Annotated in this window: 14 protein-coding genes and 1 pseudogene; 8 read left to right on the top strand and 7 right to left on the bottom strand. The window is 63.9% G+C overall.

The window, feature by feature from the left end:
* Positions 1–6: 6 nt before the first annotated feature.
* From repA to ACR65N_RS07170, 4 genes are all read right to left on the bottom strand, one after another.
* Entirely contained in the window at positions 7–1,266 is a 1,260-nt protein-coding gene (gene repA / locus ACR65N_RS07185) for a plasmid partitioning protein RepA (RefSeq protein ID WP_440456388.1), read from the bottom strand.
* 267 nt (positions 1,267–1,533) lie between these two features.
* Entirely contained in the window at positions 1,534–3,501 is a 1,968-nt protein-coding gene (fhuB, locus tag ACR65N_RS07180; protein ID WP_440456387.1) for a Fe(3+)-hydroxamate ABC transporter permease FhuB, read from the bottom strand.
* Positions 3,498–4,397 (bottom strand): iron-siderophore ABC transporter substrate-binding protein, encoded by a 900-nt coding sequence (locus ACR65N_RS07175; RefSeq protein WP_440456386.1) that lies wholly within the window; start codon positions 4,395–4,397, stop codon positions 3,498–3,500. Before ACR65N_RS07175 ends, fhuB begins: the two co-directional genes overlap by 4 nt.
* Positions 4,391–5,206 carry an ATP-binding cassette domain-containing protein gene (locus ACR65N_RS07170; protein ID WP_440456385.1) on the bottom strand — a complete coding sequence of 272 codons (816 nt, stop codon included), beginning with the start codon at positions 5,204–5,206 and terminating at the stop codon, positions 4,391–4,393. The genes ACR65N_RS07175 and ACR65N_RS07170 overlap by 7 nt, the downstream gene beginning before the upstream one ends.
* Positions 5,207–5,430: 224 nt before the next feature.
* On the opposite strand from ACR65N_RS07170, the gene ACR65N_RS07165 reads away from it, so the two are divergent.
* Complete coding sequence (locus ACR65N_RS07165) at positions 5,431–6,129, top strand: pirin family protein (protein WP_440456384.1); 699 nt, start codon at positions 5,431–5,433, stop codon at positions 6,127–6,129.
* Between the two features lie 41 nt (positions 6,130–6,170).
* On the opposite strand, the gene ACR65N_RS07160 is transcribed toward ACR65N_RS07165, so the two are convergent.
* The 3 genes and pseudogenes from ACR65N_RS07160 to ACR65N_RS07150 all read right to left on the bottom strand — a co-directional run bounded on the left by ACR65N_RS07160 (position 6,171) and on the right by ACR65N_RS07150 (position 8,406).
* Positions 6,171–7,085, bottom strand: a complete 915-nt coding sequence (locus tag ACR65N_RS07160) for an SMP-30/gluconolactonase/LRE family protein (RefSeq protein WP_440456785.1) — start codon at positions 7,083–7,085, stop codon at positions 6,171–6,173.
* A 50-nt stretch (positions 7,086–7,135) separates the two neighbouring features.
* A pseudogene (locus ACR65N_RS07155) lies at positions 7,136–7,375 on the bottom strand (ABC transporter permease); the annotation flags it as partial.
* A gap of 122 nt (positions 7,376–7,497) precedes the next feature.
* A complete protein-coding gene (locus tag ACR65N_RS07150; RefSeq protein WP_440456383.1) occupies positions 7,498–8,406 on the bottom strand; it encodes a methylenetetrahydrofolate reductase in 909 nt (302 codons plus the stop codon).
* Positions 8,407–8,651: 245 nt separating this feature from the next.
* Here ACR65N_RS07150 and ACR65N_RS07145 point away from each other — a divergent pair, with 245 nt between their 5' ends.
* From ACR65N_RS07145 to murA, 7 genes are all read left to right on the top strand, one after another.
* Entirely contained in the window at positions 8,652–9,611 is a 960-nt protein-coding gene (locus ACR65N_RS07145; RefSeq protein ID WP_440456382.1) for a VOC family protein, read from the top strand.
* Between the two features lie 4 nt (positions 9,612–9,615).
* The gene (locus tag ACR65N_RS07140) at positions 9,616–10,344 is read left to right on the top strand and encodes a PIG-L deacetylase family protein (RefSeq protein ID WP_440456381.1); all 729 of its coding nucleotides are present in this window, start codon (positions 9,616–9,618) and stop codon (positions 10,342–10,344) included.
* Positions 10,344–11,015: a 4-carboxy-4-hydroxy-2-oxoadipate aldolase/oxaloacetate decarboxylase gene (locus ACR65N_RS07135; RefSeq protein WP_440456380.1), complete on the top strand. Its 672-nt coding sequence runs from the start codon at positions 10,344–10,346 to the stop codon at positions 11,013–11,015. The genes ACR65N_RS07140 and ACR65N_RS07135 overlap by 1 nt, the downstream gene beginning before the upstream one ends.
* A complete protein-coding gene (locus tag ACR65N_RS07130; protein ID WP_440456379.1) occupies positions 11,008–12,075 on the top strand; it encodes a 4-oxalomesaconate tautomerase in 1,068 nt (355 codons plus the stop codon). The genes ACR65N_RS07135 and ACR65N_RS07130 overlap by 8 nt, the downstream gene beginning before the upstream one ends.
* Positions 12,076–12,300: 225 nt before the next feature.
* Positions 12,301–13,035, top strand: a complete 735-nt coding sequence (locus ACR65N_RS07125; RefSeq protein WP_440456378.1) for a GntR family transcriptional regulator — start codon at positions 12,301–12,303, stop codon at positions 13,033–13,035.
* Between the two features lie 152 nt (positions 13,036–13,187).
* Positions 13,188–14,597 (top strand): vanillate/3-O-methylgallate O-demethylase, encoded by a 1,410-nt coding sequence (gene ligM, locus ACR65N_RS07120; protein ID WP_440456377.1) that lies wholly within the window; start codon positions 13,188–13,190, stop codon positions 14,595–14,597.
* Positions 14,598–14,771: 174 nt separating this feature from the next.
* Positions 14,772–16,097: a UDP-N-acetylglucosamine 1-carboxyvinyltransferase gene (gene murA, locus ACR65N_RS07115; protein ID WP_440456376.1), complete on the top strand. Its 1,326-nt coding sequence runs from the start codon at positions 14,772–14,774 to the stop codon at positions 16,095–16,097.
* Positions 16,098–16,102 lie beyond the last annotated feature (5 nt).

Below are 16,102 nucleotides of genomic sequence, written 5' to 3'. Positions count from 1 at the left end.
CCCGGGTCACCAGCCCCAGGCCGAATGTATCAGTGCTTCGACCTCACCATTGACCGCATTCATCGCCTCCACGGCGCGGTCGTAGGTGCTGCGCGTGAAGTTCTCGCGCCCGACTTCGTACAGCGTCTGCTTGGTCAGTCCGGCATCCGAGACGGCTGTCGACTTCAGCATCGGCGCCGTCAGCACGCGGTCGCCGAACAGCGAGCGCATGAACCCGACGATCTGCGTCTGGGGACCGTCGTTCGGTTCGAAGCGGGTCACCAGGTAGCGCAGAAAGTCGAAGTTGAGCGTGCCGCCGGCTTCACGCACAACCGACAGCAGGTCCGAGGTCATGAACAGGAACTGGTTCATCGACGCGACGTCGAGCATCTGCGGATGAACGGTCACGACCACAGAGGTGGAGGCACAAAGCGATGACAAGGTCAGGTAGCCGAGCTGTGGCGGGCAGTCGATCACCACCACGTCGTAACGATCTTCGACCGTATCGAGTGCCGCCTGGATGCGGGCGAAGAACAGCGGGCCGGAATCCTGGCCGCTCTGGCGGCGGGCCAAGGCCTGCGGCGTCTCGTGCTCGAATTCCTGCAGTTCGATATTGCCCGGCACGATATCAAGTCCGGTAAAATAGGTGGGGCGGATGATGTCGGACAGTGACCGGGCTTCGGCATCGTAGCGGATCGCGCCGTACAGAGTGTCGTTGCCTGTGAGATCGAGTTCCGGCTGATAGCCGAACAGCGCTGAAAGCGAGGCCTGCGGGTCGAGGTCGATGGCAAGCACGCGATGACCGGTCAGCGCCAGATACTGGGCGAGGTGCACGGCAGAGGTCGTCTTGCCCGACCCGCCCTTGAAGTTCGTCACCGAGATGACCTGCATGTGTTCGTCGCGCGACGGATCGCGGTGCGGCAGGTAGGACCGCGCCTTGGCGTGATTGCCCTTGGCCAGTGCCTGGTCCGCCAAATAGGAGCGTAACGCGTTGATATCCGACAGCGAGTAGAACCGCCGACCGCCGGCACCGGTTTCCGGCTGTGGCCCCTCGCCCGCGAGCGACAGCTGGCGCAGATAGCCGTCGGAAACGCCGATCAGCTTGGCCGCCTCACCCGACGAGAATGCCCGCAGCGTCTTGCTCGCCGTCGGCGGAAACAGCCGCTCGCGCATCGACTTCAGCTGCTCGGACAGAGCCTGGGCATCGGCAGCAATGGTCGCGTCGGCCGGCTGGCGCATCTCCGCACCGGCTTGCGTCTTCAGTTTCGTTGCCTTGCTGCGCGCCATCGACGGCATGTCCTTTTTTCTGTCACGCCGCGCTGTCAAACTCGTCCTGACATACGCGACCGCCGAATCGATATCCTGATTCCATTCGTCCGCTCCATACGCCACATGCCTGAGTTAACAGCGACACACAACAGTAACGGCTTTTAACGGGATATTCGCTCGACTGCCGTAACAGAGTTGCAGCGCGTTCCGAGTCGCGTCAAGACTTGATTCGACAATCCCCCGCAAACGCTCGCCTGGGGCTGCGGGTTGGCAAACAAGGACGCGCTAGCCCGACCGCCGCATCAGCAGGACGAGGAAGGGCGCGCCGATGAGCGCCGAGACGATGCCGGCAGGGATTTCATACGGGTAGATCAGGCTTCTGCCGAGCCAATCCGCCAGCACCATCAGGATCGCACCGCACAGGGCTCCGCCCCAGATCTGCTCGCGGGCGCGCAGGAAGCCAAGCTGTGCGGCAAGATGCGGCCCCATCAGCCCGACGAAGCTCAACGGTCCGACGCTCATCGTGGCTGCCGCCGACAGGAGCCCCGCGAGCACAAGCAGCAGGATGCGCGACCGCTGCAGATGAACGCCGAGCGCGGTGGCCGCAGACGGACCGAGCGGCAGAAGATCCAGCCATCGACGGCAGAGGTGGCAGAGGCTGACGAGAACCGCCGCCGCACCAAGTGCGAGCAGAGCGCTCTCCATCGTCGCGGTGTAGGTCGAGCCGCTCAGCCAGCGCAACAGGAAGATCGTCCTCGGATCGCCACTCGCACCGATGATCCCGACGACGGCATCGACCATGGCACTGAGCGCGATCCCAGCCAGCAGTACCCGCTCGGGAGCCAGGCCTGACCGCGCCGCAAGGAGGAAGATCACGCCGAGGAGTGTCAGCGCGCCGATGGCAGCAAAGCCGAGCTGGCCGAGCAGCCCCGGGACGCCGACGAGGAAGACGGCAACCGTCACGCCGAGCGTCGCGCCAGCGCTGACGCCGAGCAATTCGGGGCTCGCCATCTCGTTGCCGGTCAGCCGCTGCATGATGGCGCCGGCGACCGCCAGCATGGCTCCGGACCCGAAGGCCGCAAGGATCCGCGGCAGCCGCAGCGGCAGGATATCGGACCAGAGATCCGGGGGCAGCAAAGTCCAGCTGAGATCCGGAGCGCGTCCGAAGAACAGCACGACGGCCAGCAGGAGAACCGCCATCGCGAGTGCGACCAAAATCGGCCGACCTCCCCAGACCCGCCTGCTGTGCCGTGGCGCGCTCGCCTGGACCACCCGGTGGCGTGTCTTCAGCCTTGGCAGGAGAAGGAGCAGCAATGGCGAGCCGAAGATGGCCGTCACGGCGCCGGTCGGCAGCAGGTCCGACCACGCGCCGGCGGCAAGCAGCAACGCGCTGTCGGTGAGGAAGAGCAGGCTGGCGCCGATCAGCGTCGACCAGATCAGGATTGGCGCGGGCCGCCTCGCCCCCGTCAGCCGAGCGATCGTCGGCGATACCAGACCGATGAAACCGATGACCCCGACAGCACTGGTGACAAAGGCCGCCAATGCCACGGCGATGACCACGACGGCGACCCTCAGGTGGACGATCCTGAGCCCGAGTGCGGTCGCACCGGCCTCGCCCAGCTCGTTGACGGCCAACGGCCGCAGGATCAGAAGCGCCAGCAGCAAGCCGATGCCCAGTTTCGGGAGCAGCGACAACGGGATGGCCCAGCTCTGCTGGGACAGCGAACCCGCTCCCCAGATGAACAGGCTGACAAGATAGCGTTCGTTGAGCATCAGCAGGACGGCGGAAAGTGCCCCGCACCAGAGGCTGACGACGAGGCCGGACATGACCAGCGAAAACGGCGAGAAGCTTCGGCGCGCCCCGAGAAGGAAGACCAGACCGGCGGCGATGGCGCTCCCCATCATCGCTACCAGATCCCGTCCGGCGCCGAGCAGCCCCGGCATTACCAGCATGGCGCTGACGAGGGCGAGATTGGCACCGGCCGAGATGCCGAGCGTGGTCGGCGAAGCCAGCGGGTTGCGCAGGATCTGCTGGAACAGCGCGCCGGAAAGGGCAAGCGCTGCGCCGCAGATAAGGGCGGTCGCCATGCGTGGCAGCAGCGAGAAGTAGAAGACCGTCTCGTCCATGCTGAGCGGCCGGCCGGCGGCTGGGAGAAGCGAATGCGTGCTCGCCTGCTGCCAGGCGAGCACCAGGGCCATTCCCATCAGCAGGCTTGTCACGGCCAGAGGGCCTAAATGCTGGCGCGCCGTCACGTGCTCGCCTCCAGATGATCGGTGATCAGCCGGGCGAACCGCATCGCCTCGTTCAGCAGGCCGAACATCAGTGCGCCGGGCAGGATCGCAGTCTGTCCCGGGCGCGAAAACGGCAATTGCTGCCAGAGGGGGCTCTCCGACAGCTTCGGCAGGACATCGGCCGGCACCGGCTCGAAAGCGATCAGCTTTGCCCGCGGATCAGTGATGTCAGCCAGCCGCTCGATCCCGATCGCCTCGAACCCCCAGAAGTTGCCGGGGTGCGGCCATGCATTTTCGACACCGATCTTCTGCAGAACGTTCTGATAGAGACCCGGCGCCGAATAGATCCGCACATGCCGCGCGTCCATGAAGTTGACGAGTGCCAGCGGCGGCGGCGCGCGTTTTTCGAGGCGCCTGCGGCAGCTGTCTAGAAATTCTTCCATCCGGACGATCACGGCTTCGCCCTCTGCCGAACGTCCGACCCGCGCGGCGATCGCGCGTGTCGCGGAAACTGCCTTCGGCAGCACGTCGCCGCCTTCAGGCGTGAAGACACCATAAGACAGCACCGGCGCAACCTGCTCCAGGCGCGGTGTCAGCGCCGCGTTGAACGGCGTCGTCAGAATGAGGTCGGGCCTCAGGCTTTCGAGCACCTCGAAATTGATCTCCCAGGAGGAGCCGAGATCGACCACCTCACCTGGCATTTCGGGTTCGATCACCCAGCGGTCCCAGTCCGCCAGCGATGCGACGGCGACCGGAACGATGCCGAGCGACAGGAGCGTCGATGCCATTCCGTAGTCGAGACTGGCAACCTTCAGAGCCGACGACGAAGCGCCGGCGACCTTCGGCAGGCAGAGACCGCCGGCCAGGAGGCCGAGAACCGAACGTCGCGATAGCGGGCTTTGCACGAGGGTCAGCATACGTAGGCGAGCGGAATGTCGAGCGCCGGATGGGCCGTCACGTTCATCTCGACGCCGTAGATGTCGCGCAGGGTCTGCGGGTTCATCAGGTCCGCGGCGGCGCCCGCAGCAATCAGCCTTCCCTGCTTCAGCGCATACAGCCTGTCGCAGAACCGGCACGCCATGTTGATGTCGTGCAGCACGATGATGACACTCAGGCCCTTCTCCCGCGACAGACGCCGCACGAGTGCCAGAACTTCCATCTGATGAGCGATGTCGAGCGCCGAGGTCGGCTCGTCCAGCAGCAGGCATCTTGCGTCCTGTGCCATCAACATCGCCAGCCAGGCGCGCTGCCGCTCGCCGCCGGAAAGCGTATCCACCAACCGGTCGGCAAATGCGTCCATATGGGTGAGCGCCAGCGCCTCCTCGACCTTCGAACGGTCGTTGTCGGTAAAGCGGCCCAGAGCGCCATGCCATGGATAGCGGCCGCAGGCGACGAGTTCGCGGACGGTCATGCTGTTCGCCGCACTGACGTCCTGCGGCAGATAGGCAACCTCCCGCGCAAATTCCTGCGACCCGATCGTCTCGACCGGCCTCCCGGCAAACCCGATCGAACCCGATGTCGGTCGCTGCTGGCGCGCCAGCAGCTTGAGCAGGGTGGACTTGCCGGACCCGTTGTGACCGACAAGTCCCGAGATCTCACCGGGGCGGAAATCCACGGATACCTGGTCGAGAAGCGTCCTCCCGTCGTCACTGAACGTCAGGGATACCGTACTGAAGGCGTGACTGTCGCGAAGATCCGCGCTGGCTGCCGATACATTCCCGCCCATCGCCGTTTCCTGCGCCTGTGGTTGCTGTCCCGCCCCTACTAAATATGAGCCATCCAATCAACTTATTTCGGATCGTCTCATCTGAACGGGCGGATGCCTGTCGCCTCATCCGAAATGACGACTGTTGCGCAGTATGTAATAGAATGCTGAATTCCGTTGCTCTTAACTTTCAAGCTAATCCGCCTCATCTTCCCGGTACCAAACCAAGACCGAGGAGAGACGCCATGACGCTGATCCATGAAAATACCAATCGCGGCCATACCGATACCGGTTGGCTGAGGAGCGACCACACCTTCTCCTTCGGCGGATTTCAGGATCCGACGCGAATGGGCTATGGCGCCCTGCGGGTCATCAACGAAGATCGCATCGCGCCCGGCTCCGGTTTCTCCGAGCATGGCCATGCGGGCATGGACATCATGACGATCGTGCTGGACGGCACGCTTGCCCACAAGGATACGCTGGGCAAGCGTGTGACGATCAAGCCTGGCGAAGTACAGTTGATGTATGCCGGTTCCGGTGTCCGCCATTCCGAAATGAACAACTCGGGCAAGGATCCGGCGCATTTCCTGCAGATCTGGCTGATCCCGGACACTACCGGCGGCGCGCCGAGCTATCAGCAGGCAGCCATCCCACCGGCCGCGGGGGGTGACTGGACCCTTGTCGCGAGTGGCGAGGGAGACGGCGCGGCCCTGCGTCTCAATTCGGATACGCGGGTGTTCCTGGCCGAACCGGAAGCGGGTGAGCGGACGTCTATTCCTGTTGCACCCGGCCGGAAGACTTTCGTCCACATCATCGAAGGTCTGGCGATGATCGATGGCGAGCGGTTGGCGGGCGGTGACGGGCTGCAGGTCGGTGACGAAGTGCTGCCCGATATCGAGTGGGTCACCGAAGGTCGTGCCCTGCTCTTCGACATGCGCCGTTGATGCGCTAGCGGCCGCTCCCTCGAGGGCGGCCGCACTGCGTCTCACGGATACTGCGCGCCGGTCGCCGCGACGTAGACCGAATAGAGCGAGTTGGTCGCGGTGATGAACAGCCGGTTGCGCTTCGGCCCACCGAACGCCAGGTTGGCGACCGTCTGCGGCACGAGGATCTTGCCGAGCAGTGTGCCGTCTGCCGCAAAGCAGTGGACACCATCGGCGGCAGTCGTCCAGACATTGCCGTCGGTGTCGATCCGCAGGCCATCGGCGAGACCGTTGTCGATGGTGCAGAACACCCGGCCATTGACGAGCCGCATCCCGTCCACGACGTCGAAGACGCGGACATGGCGCGGCCATGTCTCGTCATGGCTGGCAGCCGAATCGGCGATGTAGAGCAGCGTTTCGTCCGGCGAAAAGGCCAGGCCATTCGGTTGGCCGAAATCCTCCGCGACGATCGACAGGCCGCCGTCTTCCGGATCGAGCCGAAAGACGTTGCGCGTCGGAAGCTCCGGCTCGGCCTGATAGCCCTCGTAGTTCGAGAGGATGCCGTAGCTCGGATCGGTGAACCAGATGCTGCCGTCGGACTTCACCACCACGTCGTTGGGCGAATTCAGTCGCTTCCCCTCGAAGCGGTCCGCCAGCACGGTGACCCTGCCGTCGATTTCCGTGCGTGTGATGCGCCTTCCGCCATGTTCGCACGAAATCAGCCGCCCCTGCCGATCGCGGGTGTTGCCGTTGGCGAAGTTGGATGGCTGGCGGAATACCGATACGCCATGATCGGGCACGTAGCGCAGCATCCGCTGGTTCGGGATGTCGCTGAAGATCAGGCAGTCGAGATCGGCAAACCACACGGGGCCTTCTGCCCAGCGGCAGTCGCGGTACAGTTCCTCCAGCCGCGCGCTTCTGATCACCATGTGTCGGAAGCGGGGATCGTGGATCTCGTAGGGTGAAGCGGTCTGCATCGACATGGTGCCTATCCGAATGGTCTGAAGAGGAGTTCGCAACCAGCACCTTAGCGCATCTGGCCGGCGGGTCGGTTGGCGGCGACGATGACGCAGATGATGATGACGCCGGCCATGATCAGCCGCACGCCTTCCGAAGCCGTAGGTGTTGAGCATTGACACCACCAGGAACATGAACAACGTCGCTTCCCATATGCCAGGAACGTTGAAATTCTACCCGACACCGCTTGTCAACCGATGACGACGACGGCGATCGACATCAGCAGGTAATCGGCGCCCATATTCAGCGATTAGTGAGAAGGCAGCAAACATCAGTTCCGCCTACGACAGGCTCGCGATGCAGGCGCCGCCGGTCAAGAGCACAGTGACGATCCAGGTGCGAGCCTGCGCAGCAACGAGAGCCGGAGCCGCCTCAGCGTGTTTGCGATCGCTTGCGGCACCATGTGACCGCCGCCTCGATGCCCCCGAGCGGGAACATGTGGATCTGCGCCAGCAGGCTCTGCGGGTGCGACATCTTGTAGGCCTCGAGTTCATCGACGATCTCGGTCGGCTCGTAGGGGAGCAGCAGCCGGCGCACATCGAGCGCCCGCTTCTGAAGGATCTGCAGCGATGGGCCGACGCCGCAGGAGAGCGCGTATTTGAGGAGCGTCTGCAGCCTGGCGGGCCCCGCGATGCCGACATGCACCGGCAGATCCACACCCAGCGCCGCGATCCTCTGCGTCCAGTCAATGATCGGCTTCGCATCGAATCCGAATTGTGTGGTCAGCGCCACGCGCGCATCCGTCCGCTCCGCATAGGCCTGCTTCGTCAGCAAGGCAGCATCGACTTGCCGTGTCGAGAGATCGCCATCGATGTCGCGATTGCCTTCCGGATGGCCGGCGAAATGCAGGTTCGTGAAGCCCATCCGGTCGAAGAGCCCCGTCTCCACCAGCTCCAGGGAACTGCCGAATGTTCCGCGCGGGGAGGAGTTTCCGCCGGCCAGAAGCAGCGCCTGGCGGATATCGGCTTCCGATCGGTAGCGGTCGAGCCAATCCTTCAGCGTCCCAGCGTCGGAGATAGATCGTGCCGGGATATGCGGCATCACCGCAAACCCTTCGAGATGAAGACGGCGTGCCGTGGCGACCATGTCGCCGATGGGCGTGCCATCGATATGAGCAAGGTAGACGCGAGTGCCCGCCGGCAGCAATTGCCGGAAGTCGCCGATCTTTGCAGCCGTGCGCGGCATCACCTCGATCGACCAGTTGTCGAGCAGGCTCGGCATGCTCGCGGCCGATGGCTGCGCGGACAGCTGCTGGTTCGGACGTTCCTTGCTCACATCCATCCTCTTCCTCCACCGTTGCAAATGTATACATTAATCGTGGATCGAGCAATCCGTGCGGTATTGCAGTGGAGCATTATCGGCACATCCGGCTCAACACGAAGCATCCACTCCCCCGGCATGTATTCATTGCTTGCGCACGGGCGGGGCATCTGGCACTCTTGATGCAGAGGAGCCTGCCTGGCAGGTGACGCGTCATAGGGTCTTGGGAGGGACGATATGATCGCAAGTCTCGTTGGCGAACGGCTATGAGCGAGCCCTGTTTCGATGTCGCGCATCTTGGTCATGTGGAGCTCTATACAGATCGCTTCGACGAAAGCCTCGACTTTTTCACGCGCATCTATGGCTTGACGGCAAGCAGGGTCGAGAGCGACTGCGCCTACTTGCGAGCCTTCGACGACTACGAGTTTCACACGCTGAAGCTTAGCCGTCACGCGACTACCGGTATCGGCCATGTCGCCTATCGCACCACGTCCGAGCCGGCGCTTGCACGGCGGGTGGCGGCGATCGAACAGATGGGCTGCGGCCTTGGATGGGTCGACGGCGATGAGGGCCATGGCCGCGCCTACCGGTTCACTGACCCCGACGGCCATATCTTCGAACTCTACTACGACACTCGGGTCTATGAGCCACCGCCCGACGAACGGCCGGCACTGAAAAACATCGCCCAGCGTTACCACGGCCGCGGTGCATCGCCGCGCCGGCTCGACCACCTGAACCTGCTGGCGACCGATGTGCGGCAAATCCGCGATTTCATGACACAGGCGCTCGGCAGCCGGGTGACGGAACAGATCCAGCTCGACAATGGCCGGCTCGGCGGCTGCTGGTTCACGGTCAACAACAAGAGCTACGACATCGCCTATTCGGAAGATCACACCGGCGCCACCGGCCGCTTCCATCATGTGACCTACGCGGTCGATCAGCGCGAGGACATCCTGCGGGCGGCCGACATCTTTCTCGAGAACGGCGTGCATATCGAGACCGGGCCGCACAAGCACGCCATCCAGGGCACGTTCTTCCTCTACGTCTGGGAGCCGGCCGGCAATCGCGTCGAACTCGCCAATGCCGGAGCAAGGCTGATCCTGCGCCCCGACTGGCCGACCGTTACCTGGACCGAAGCCGAGCGGAAAAAAGGCCAGGCCTGGGGCCTGAAAACGATCGACACCTTCCACACGCACGGCACGCCGCCCGTCGCCCGCAAGGAGTAATCCGATGGCAAAGACCGCTTTGGTGATCAGCGCTCACTCCGCCGATTTCGTCTGGCGCTGCGGCGGCGCCATCGCACTGCATGCGCAGAAAGGCTACCGGGTCACCGTTGTCTGCCTGTCGTTCGGCGAGCGCGGCGAAAGCGCCAAACTCTGGAAACTGCCGGACATGACGCTCGACAAGGTGAAGTCCGGGCGCCGGCTGGAGGCGGAGAATGCGGCGCAGGCGCTCGACGTCCACGACATCCAGTTCTTCGACCTCGGCGACTATCCGCTGGAGGTAGACCGCGCTGCCAAGGACAGGCTGGTCGACGTGATCCGCGCAATACAGCCCGAATTCATGCTGTCGCATTCCCGGTGGGACCCTTACAACACCGATCACATGCACGCGACGCAGGTGGCGCTGGAAGCCCGCATGATCGCCCAGGCCTGGGGTCACAATCCGGGCGAAAAGGTCCTCGGCGCACCGCAGCTCTATCTCTTCGAACCTCACCAGACCGAACAGATGGAATGGAAGCCGGACGTCTTTCTCGACATTTCGCCTGTCTGGGAGAACAAGTGGGCCGCCATCCAGTGCATGGAGGGCCAGGAACACCTCTGGCACTACTACAAGAACGTCGCCGAAAATCGCGGCAATCACTTCATGCGCAATTCGGGCGGCCAATCCGGCGGCCGCCGATCCAGCCATGCGGAGGGTTTCCAGTCGGTCTTCCCACGCACCGTGGATGAACTGTGATGGCGGTCGTCGTCCAGAACATTCCCCGCGCAGTACCTTCCGTCTGCGACAGGCTGGCCGCCTGCGGGGTGGCGACAGTGCACGAGGCCTATGGCCGACGCGGCCTCATGGCGAGCGGCATAAGGCCGATCCAGCAAGGCAGGCGGATCGCCGGCAGCGCCATCACCATCTCCGCGCCGCCCGGTGACAACTGGATGCTGCATGTGGCGATCGAACAGGTGAAAGCCGGCGACATCCTCGTCCTAGCGCCGACGAGCCCGTGCGAGGACGGCTACTTCGGCGATCTGCTGGCAACCTCTGCCGCCGCCCGCGGCTGTCGCGGCCTGATCATCGAAGCCGGCGTGCGCGACACTGCCGACCTGCGGGCCATGGACTTTCCAGTCTGGTCGAAAGCGGTCTTTGCGCAGGGGACCGTCAAGGAGACGCTTGGCTCGGTGAACGTGTCGATCGTCTGCGGCGGCACCATCGTCAACGCCGGCGATGTGATTGTCGCCGACGACGATGGGGTCTGCGTGATACCCTCGGCCGATGCCGCGCAGATAGCCGACAGAGCCGAGGCGCGTGTCGCTCTCGAGGAGAGCAAGCGGGCGCGGCTGGCGGCGGGCGAACTGGGGCTCGACATCTACGACATGCGTGCGAGGCTGGCGCAGAAGGGTCTCAAATATGTCTGAGGCCAGGACCGCATCCTCCGGCCAGGGCGTGCGCTGCATGTGGATGCGCGGCGGCACATCGAAGGGCGGCTATTTTCTGGCCGAAGATCTGCCTGCCGATCGCGACGCCTTTCTCTTGCGCGCGCTCGGTTCGCCGGATCCACGCCAGATCGACGGCATGGGCGGCGCCGACCCGCTGACCTCGAAAGTCGCGGTGGTCAGACGGTCAGAACGGTCGGACGTCGATGTCGACTATCTCTTCCTGCAGGTGTTCGTCGACCGGCCGATCGTCTCCGACGGCCAGAACTGCGGCAACATTCTCGCCGGGATCGGTCCGTTCGCCATCGAACGCGGGCTGGTGACGGCTGCGGACGGCGAGACGACGGTGCGGATCTTCATGGAAAACACCGGGCAACTGGCGATCGCCCGCGTTGCTACGCCGGGCGGGTCGGTCACCTACGCGGGCGAGGCGCGCATCGACGGCGTGCCGGGAACGGCATCCGCCATCCCGATCACCTTCGCCGACACCGCCGGCTCCTCTTGCGGCGCGCTTCTTCCCACCGGCCGCACGGTGGACGTGATCGACGGCATTGCCTGCACCCTCATCGATAACGGCATGCCCTGCGTCATCCTCGAAGCGGCGTCGGTCGGCATCACTGGCACGGAGACACCCGAGGTGCTCGAAGGCGACAGGAGTTTGCGCGAGCGGCTGGAAGCGATCCGCCTCAGAGCCGGTCCGATGATGAATCTCGGAGACGTGTCGGCGAAATCCGTTCCGAAAATGACGATGGTGTCGCGTCCGCGGGCGGGCGGCGCGATCTCAACGCGCACCTTCATCCCGCATCGCTGCCATGATGCAATTGGCGTTCTGGGCGCCGTCAGCGTCGCGACCGCCTGCCTGCTGCCGGATGGACCGGGGCGTGCGCTTGCCACACTTGGAACAGGCGACCAACTGCAGGTTTCAGTCGAACACCCGACGGGCGAGATGACGGTCATCGTATCCCTGAAGGATGGCGAAGTGCGCGAGGCAGCTGTGCTGCGGACGGCGCGAAAGCTTTTCGACGGCATGATCTTTGGCTAGCCTTGGCCGGCATCTCAAACGCTCGGAACGGCAGGAGCAGACGCTGTCGCGAAGCCGTACATGCCAGCACTTATCCCCGATGCCTTGGAGTATCGGCTTGCGTGACGCGTCGATCCGCTATGTATACACTCGCAGCCACTAGAGCTGATAGCCGGCGCGGCCGGATGACCGCACAGCCTTGAATACTTGACCGGACACGCGCGAAACCAAAGGACAGATCGTCGGATGAGGCACACGGAAGCGGCAACCCACGGCCGGCGCGCGGTCATAGACCTGCGGGAGCGCATCCTGAGCGGCGAATTGCAGGGCGGGACGCGGCTCTTCGAGGTGCCGCTTGCCGAACTTCTCGATATATCTCGCACTCCGGTCCGGGAGGCCCTGTCGCGACTGGCAGAGGAGGGTCTGCTCGACCGTTTGCCGAGCGGCGGCTTCATGGTGCGCCGGTTCGGGTTCTCCGACGTGGTGGACTCGATCGAGGTGCGCGGCGTCATGGAAGGCATGGCCGCGCGCGTCGCCGCCGAACGCGGTGCGGCACCGCATCGACTGAAGGAGATCAAGGAGACGGTCGCCCGCCTCGATGCCAGTTTCGGCGAGCGACCGGAGGACGTCGACTTTGACGCTTATGCCGATCTCAACGAGATCTTCCACCGGCAGATGGCCGGCCTGACAGAGAGCGACGTGATCCGCCGGGAAGTGGAGCGGGCAAGCGCCCTGCCCTTCGCGTCACCCTCCGCCTTCCTGCCCGACCGATCGGATATCGCCACGTTCCGGCGCTCGCTGCGGACCGCCCAGGAACAGCATCGCGGCATCGTGCGCGCCATCGAGATGCGCGAGGGAAGCCGCGCCGAGGCTCTGGCGCGCGAGCATGCGCGCACCGCCCGCAACAATCTCGAATACATCCTCAACGAGGATCCGTCGCTTCTTGAAAAGGTAAAGGCGCTCGCCCTCATCCAGGGTTGAGTAACGGCGCTCGGATCACAGGTGCACCTGCCGGAAGAGGAACAGGGTTTTCCTGCCGGCCATCGGTCCCGCGCGTTTTACACTTGCAAATCCTCCTCCGTCAGCGTTCATATGTATACATACGATTGCTTTGAAGGAGAGGAGGCCCTCAGATGAAATCGAGCCTGTCCCAGATTCTGGCGGAAGCGCCGAACGCAGTCCAGTTGCTCCGCAACGCCAAGACCGGCATGTATGTATACCCGGTGGTGGCACCGGAGTTTGCTAACTGGCGCACCGAACAGGCGGCTTGGCGCAACTCAGCCGTGCTGTTCGACCAGTCACACCACATGGACGAGCTGATCGTCGAGGGGCCGGAGGCGGAAGCATTTCTCAGCCATCACGGAATCAACTCCTTCACCAATTTCGGCCTCAACCGTGCCAAGCACTTCGTGCCGGTCACGCCGAACGGCCACGTCATCGGCGACCACATCATCTTCCGCGAGCGCGAGGACAAGTTCATCCTCGTCGGTCGCGCACCGACGTCCAACTGGCTGATGTTCTGCGCTGCCTATGGCAAGTGGAATGTCCGACTGAAGCATGATCCGCGTTCGCCGTCGCGCCCGGAAGGCGAACGCGTGCTGCGCACCCATTATCGCTACCAGATCCAGGGACCGGACGCCCCGAAGATCTTCGAGAAGATGAACGGCGGCCCGATCCAGGAGATCAAGTTCTTCCATGTCGACCAGATTAAGGTTGGCTCGAAGACCGTCCAGGCTCTGCGGCATGGCATGTCCGGCGCCCCGGGGCTGGAGATCTGGGGTCCGTACGAGGACAAGAGCTATATCCTCTCCTGCATCTTCGACGCGGCCAAAGACGCTGGCGTCGACCTCGTGCGTTGCGGCAGCCGCGCCTATTCGACGAACACGCTCGAATCCGGCTGGATCCCCTCGCCGCTCCCGGGCATTTATACGGGCGACGGCATGCTCGCCGCCTACCGGGACTGGCTGGGGGCCGACAGCTACGAGGCCATGGGCTCGATCGGCGGCAGCTTCGTCTCCGACAATATCGAAGACTACTACGTCAATCCGTTCGAGCTCGGCTACGACTTCTACATCGGCTGGAAGAAGGATGATTTCATCGGCAAGGCAGCGCTCGAAAAGATGAAGGGCCAGACCAGCCGCCGGAAGGTGACCTTCGAGTGGAACGCCGAGGATGTGGTCGAGGTCATTGCCTCCGCCTTCCGGCCGGGTGAAGATCACTACAAGTGGATCGACTTCCCGCAGCCGAACTATGCCTCGACCAGCGCCGACCTGATCCTGCGCGATGGCAAGCGGGTCGGAATGTCGATGTTCAACGGCTACTCCTACAACGAACGCTGCATGCTGTCGCTCGGCGTGGTCGACGCGGATGTCAAGGAAGGTGAAATCCTTCGCCTCGTTTGGGGCGAGCCGGATGGCGGTTCCGGCAAGACTTCCACGGAGCGGCACAAGCAGACGGAAATCCGCGTGCGCGTTGCACCCACCCCCTATGCGGCGCAGGCACGCGAAAGCTATGCCGATAGCTGGCGGACCAAGCGAAGCTGATCTGCAATCGGTCACCAGCCACGCAGGACCAGCGGAACCAACCTTCGGCGTCACCGTCCGCTGAAATTCCGCCTCCACAAAACGGTTGGGAAATGCAGCAGCGCTCGAACGGCGCCTGACACGACTCGAACGCTTGTGCCATAAGGGCCTTCCGCATCGGAAGGATCGAGCCCCATGGCGCAAGCGCAGCCGCACGAAAAAGTCCAGTACATCGTCGAGGGCGGGCACCGTCTTTCTGGCGAGATCCGGCCGAGCGGCAACAAGAACGCGGCGCTACCGATCATCGCTGCCTGCCTGCTCACCGACCGGCCGGTTCGGCTCTCCAACGTGCCGCGCATCCGCGACGTTGAGGCGCTTGTCGAGCTCATCGGTTCGGTTGGCGCCAAGGCCGTCTGGCTCGGTCAGAACGAACTCGAGATCGAGGCGGCCGATCTGCGCCCCGCCGATCTCGATCCGCACCTTTGCGCGCGGATTCGCGCATCGATCCTGCTTGCCGGACCGATGCTGGCGCGCTGCGGGAAGGTGACGCTTCCACCGCCCGGCGGCGACGTGATCGGGCGCCGTCGCGTCGACACGCATTTCCTTGCGCTCAGGGAACTAGGTGCACAGATCACCGTCGACAGCGCTTACCATTTCAGCACCGAGGGCTTGGCCGGCGCCGACGTATTTCTCGATGAGCCTTCCGTCACCGGCACGGAGAACGCTCTGTGTGCTGCGGTCGCTGCCGAGGGCACGACCATCCTGCGCAACTGCGCATCCGAGCCGCATGTCCAGGACCTCGCGCATTTCCTGATTGCCCTAGGTGCCAGGATCGAAGGCATCGGTACCAACACGATGATCATTCACGGCGGCCTGCCGCTGAAGGGCGCTTCGTACCGCATCGGTCCGGATCACATCGAGGTGGGCTCGCTGATCGGCCTTGCCGCCGTCACCCGTTCGGAAATCATCATTCGCGATGCCGGCGTAGAGCACCTGCGATCGACGCTGATGACCTTTGCCCGCCTCGGTATCGTGTGCCGGATCGACGGCGACGATCTCATCGTCTCGGCCGATCAGGAGATGAAGATCCAGGCCGACTTTGGTGGTCACATCCCGAAGATCGAGGACCAGCCCTGGCCGGCTTTCCCCGCCGACACGATGTCGATCGCAATCGTCACGGCCACGCAGTGTGACGGCGTGGTGCTGATGTTCGAAAAGATGTTCGAAAGCCGGATGTTTTTCGTCGACAAGCTGATCGCCATGGGTGCGCGGATCGTCCTCTGCGACCCGCACCGCGCAATCGTTGCCGGGTCCTCGCAGCTTCGCGCCGCGACAGTCGAGAGCCCCGACATCCGTGCGGGCATGGCCATGCTGATCGCAGCACTCTGCGCCGAAGGCACGAGCGTCATCAACAATGCGCAGCAGATCGAGCGCGGCTACGAACTGATCGACCAGCGGCTGAACGCTCTCGGTGCCAAAATCACCCGCGTGCCGCCGCGCGAGCCGGCGACGGGAGCCTGAGCAGG

The sequence above is a fragment of the Rhizobium sp. SAFR-030 genome (assembly GCF_059415005.1).
The sequence above is the reverse complement of the archived record's forward strand: the minus strand, read 5'-3'. Positions and strand labels throughout refer to the sequence as shown.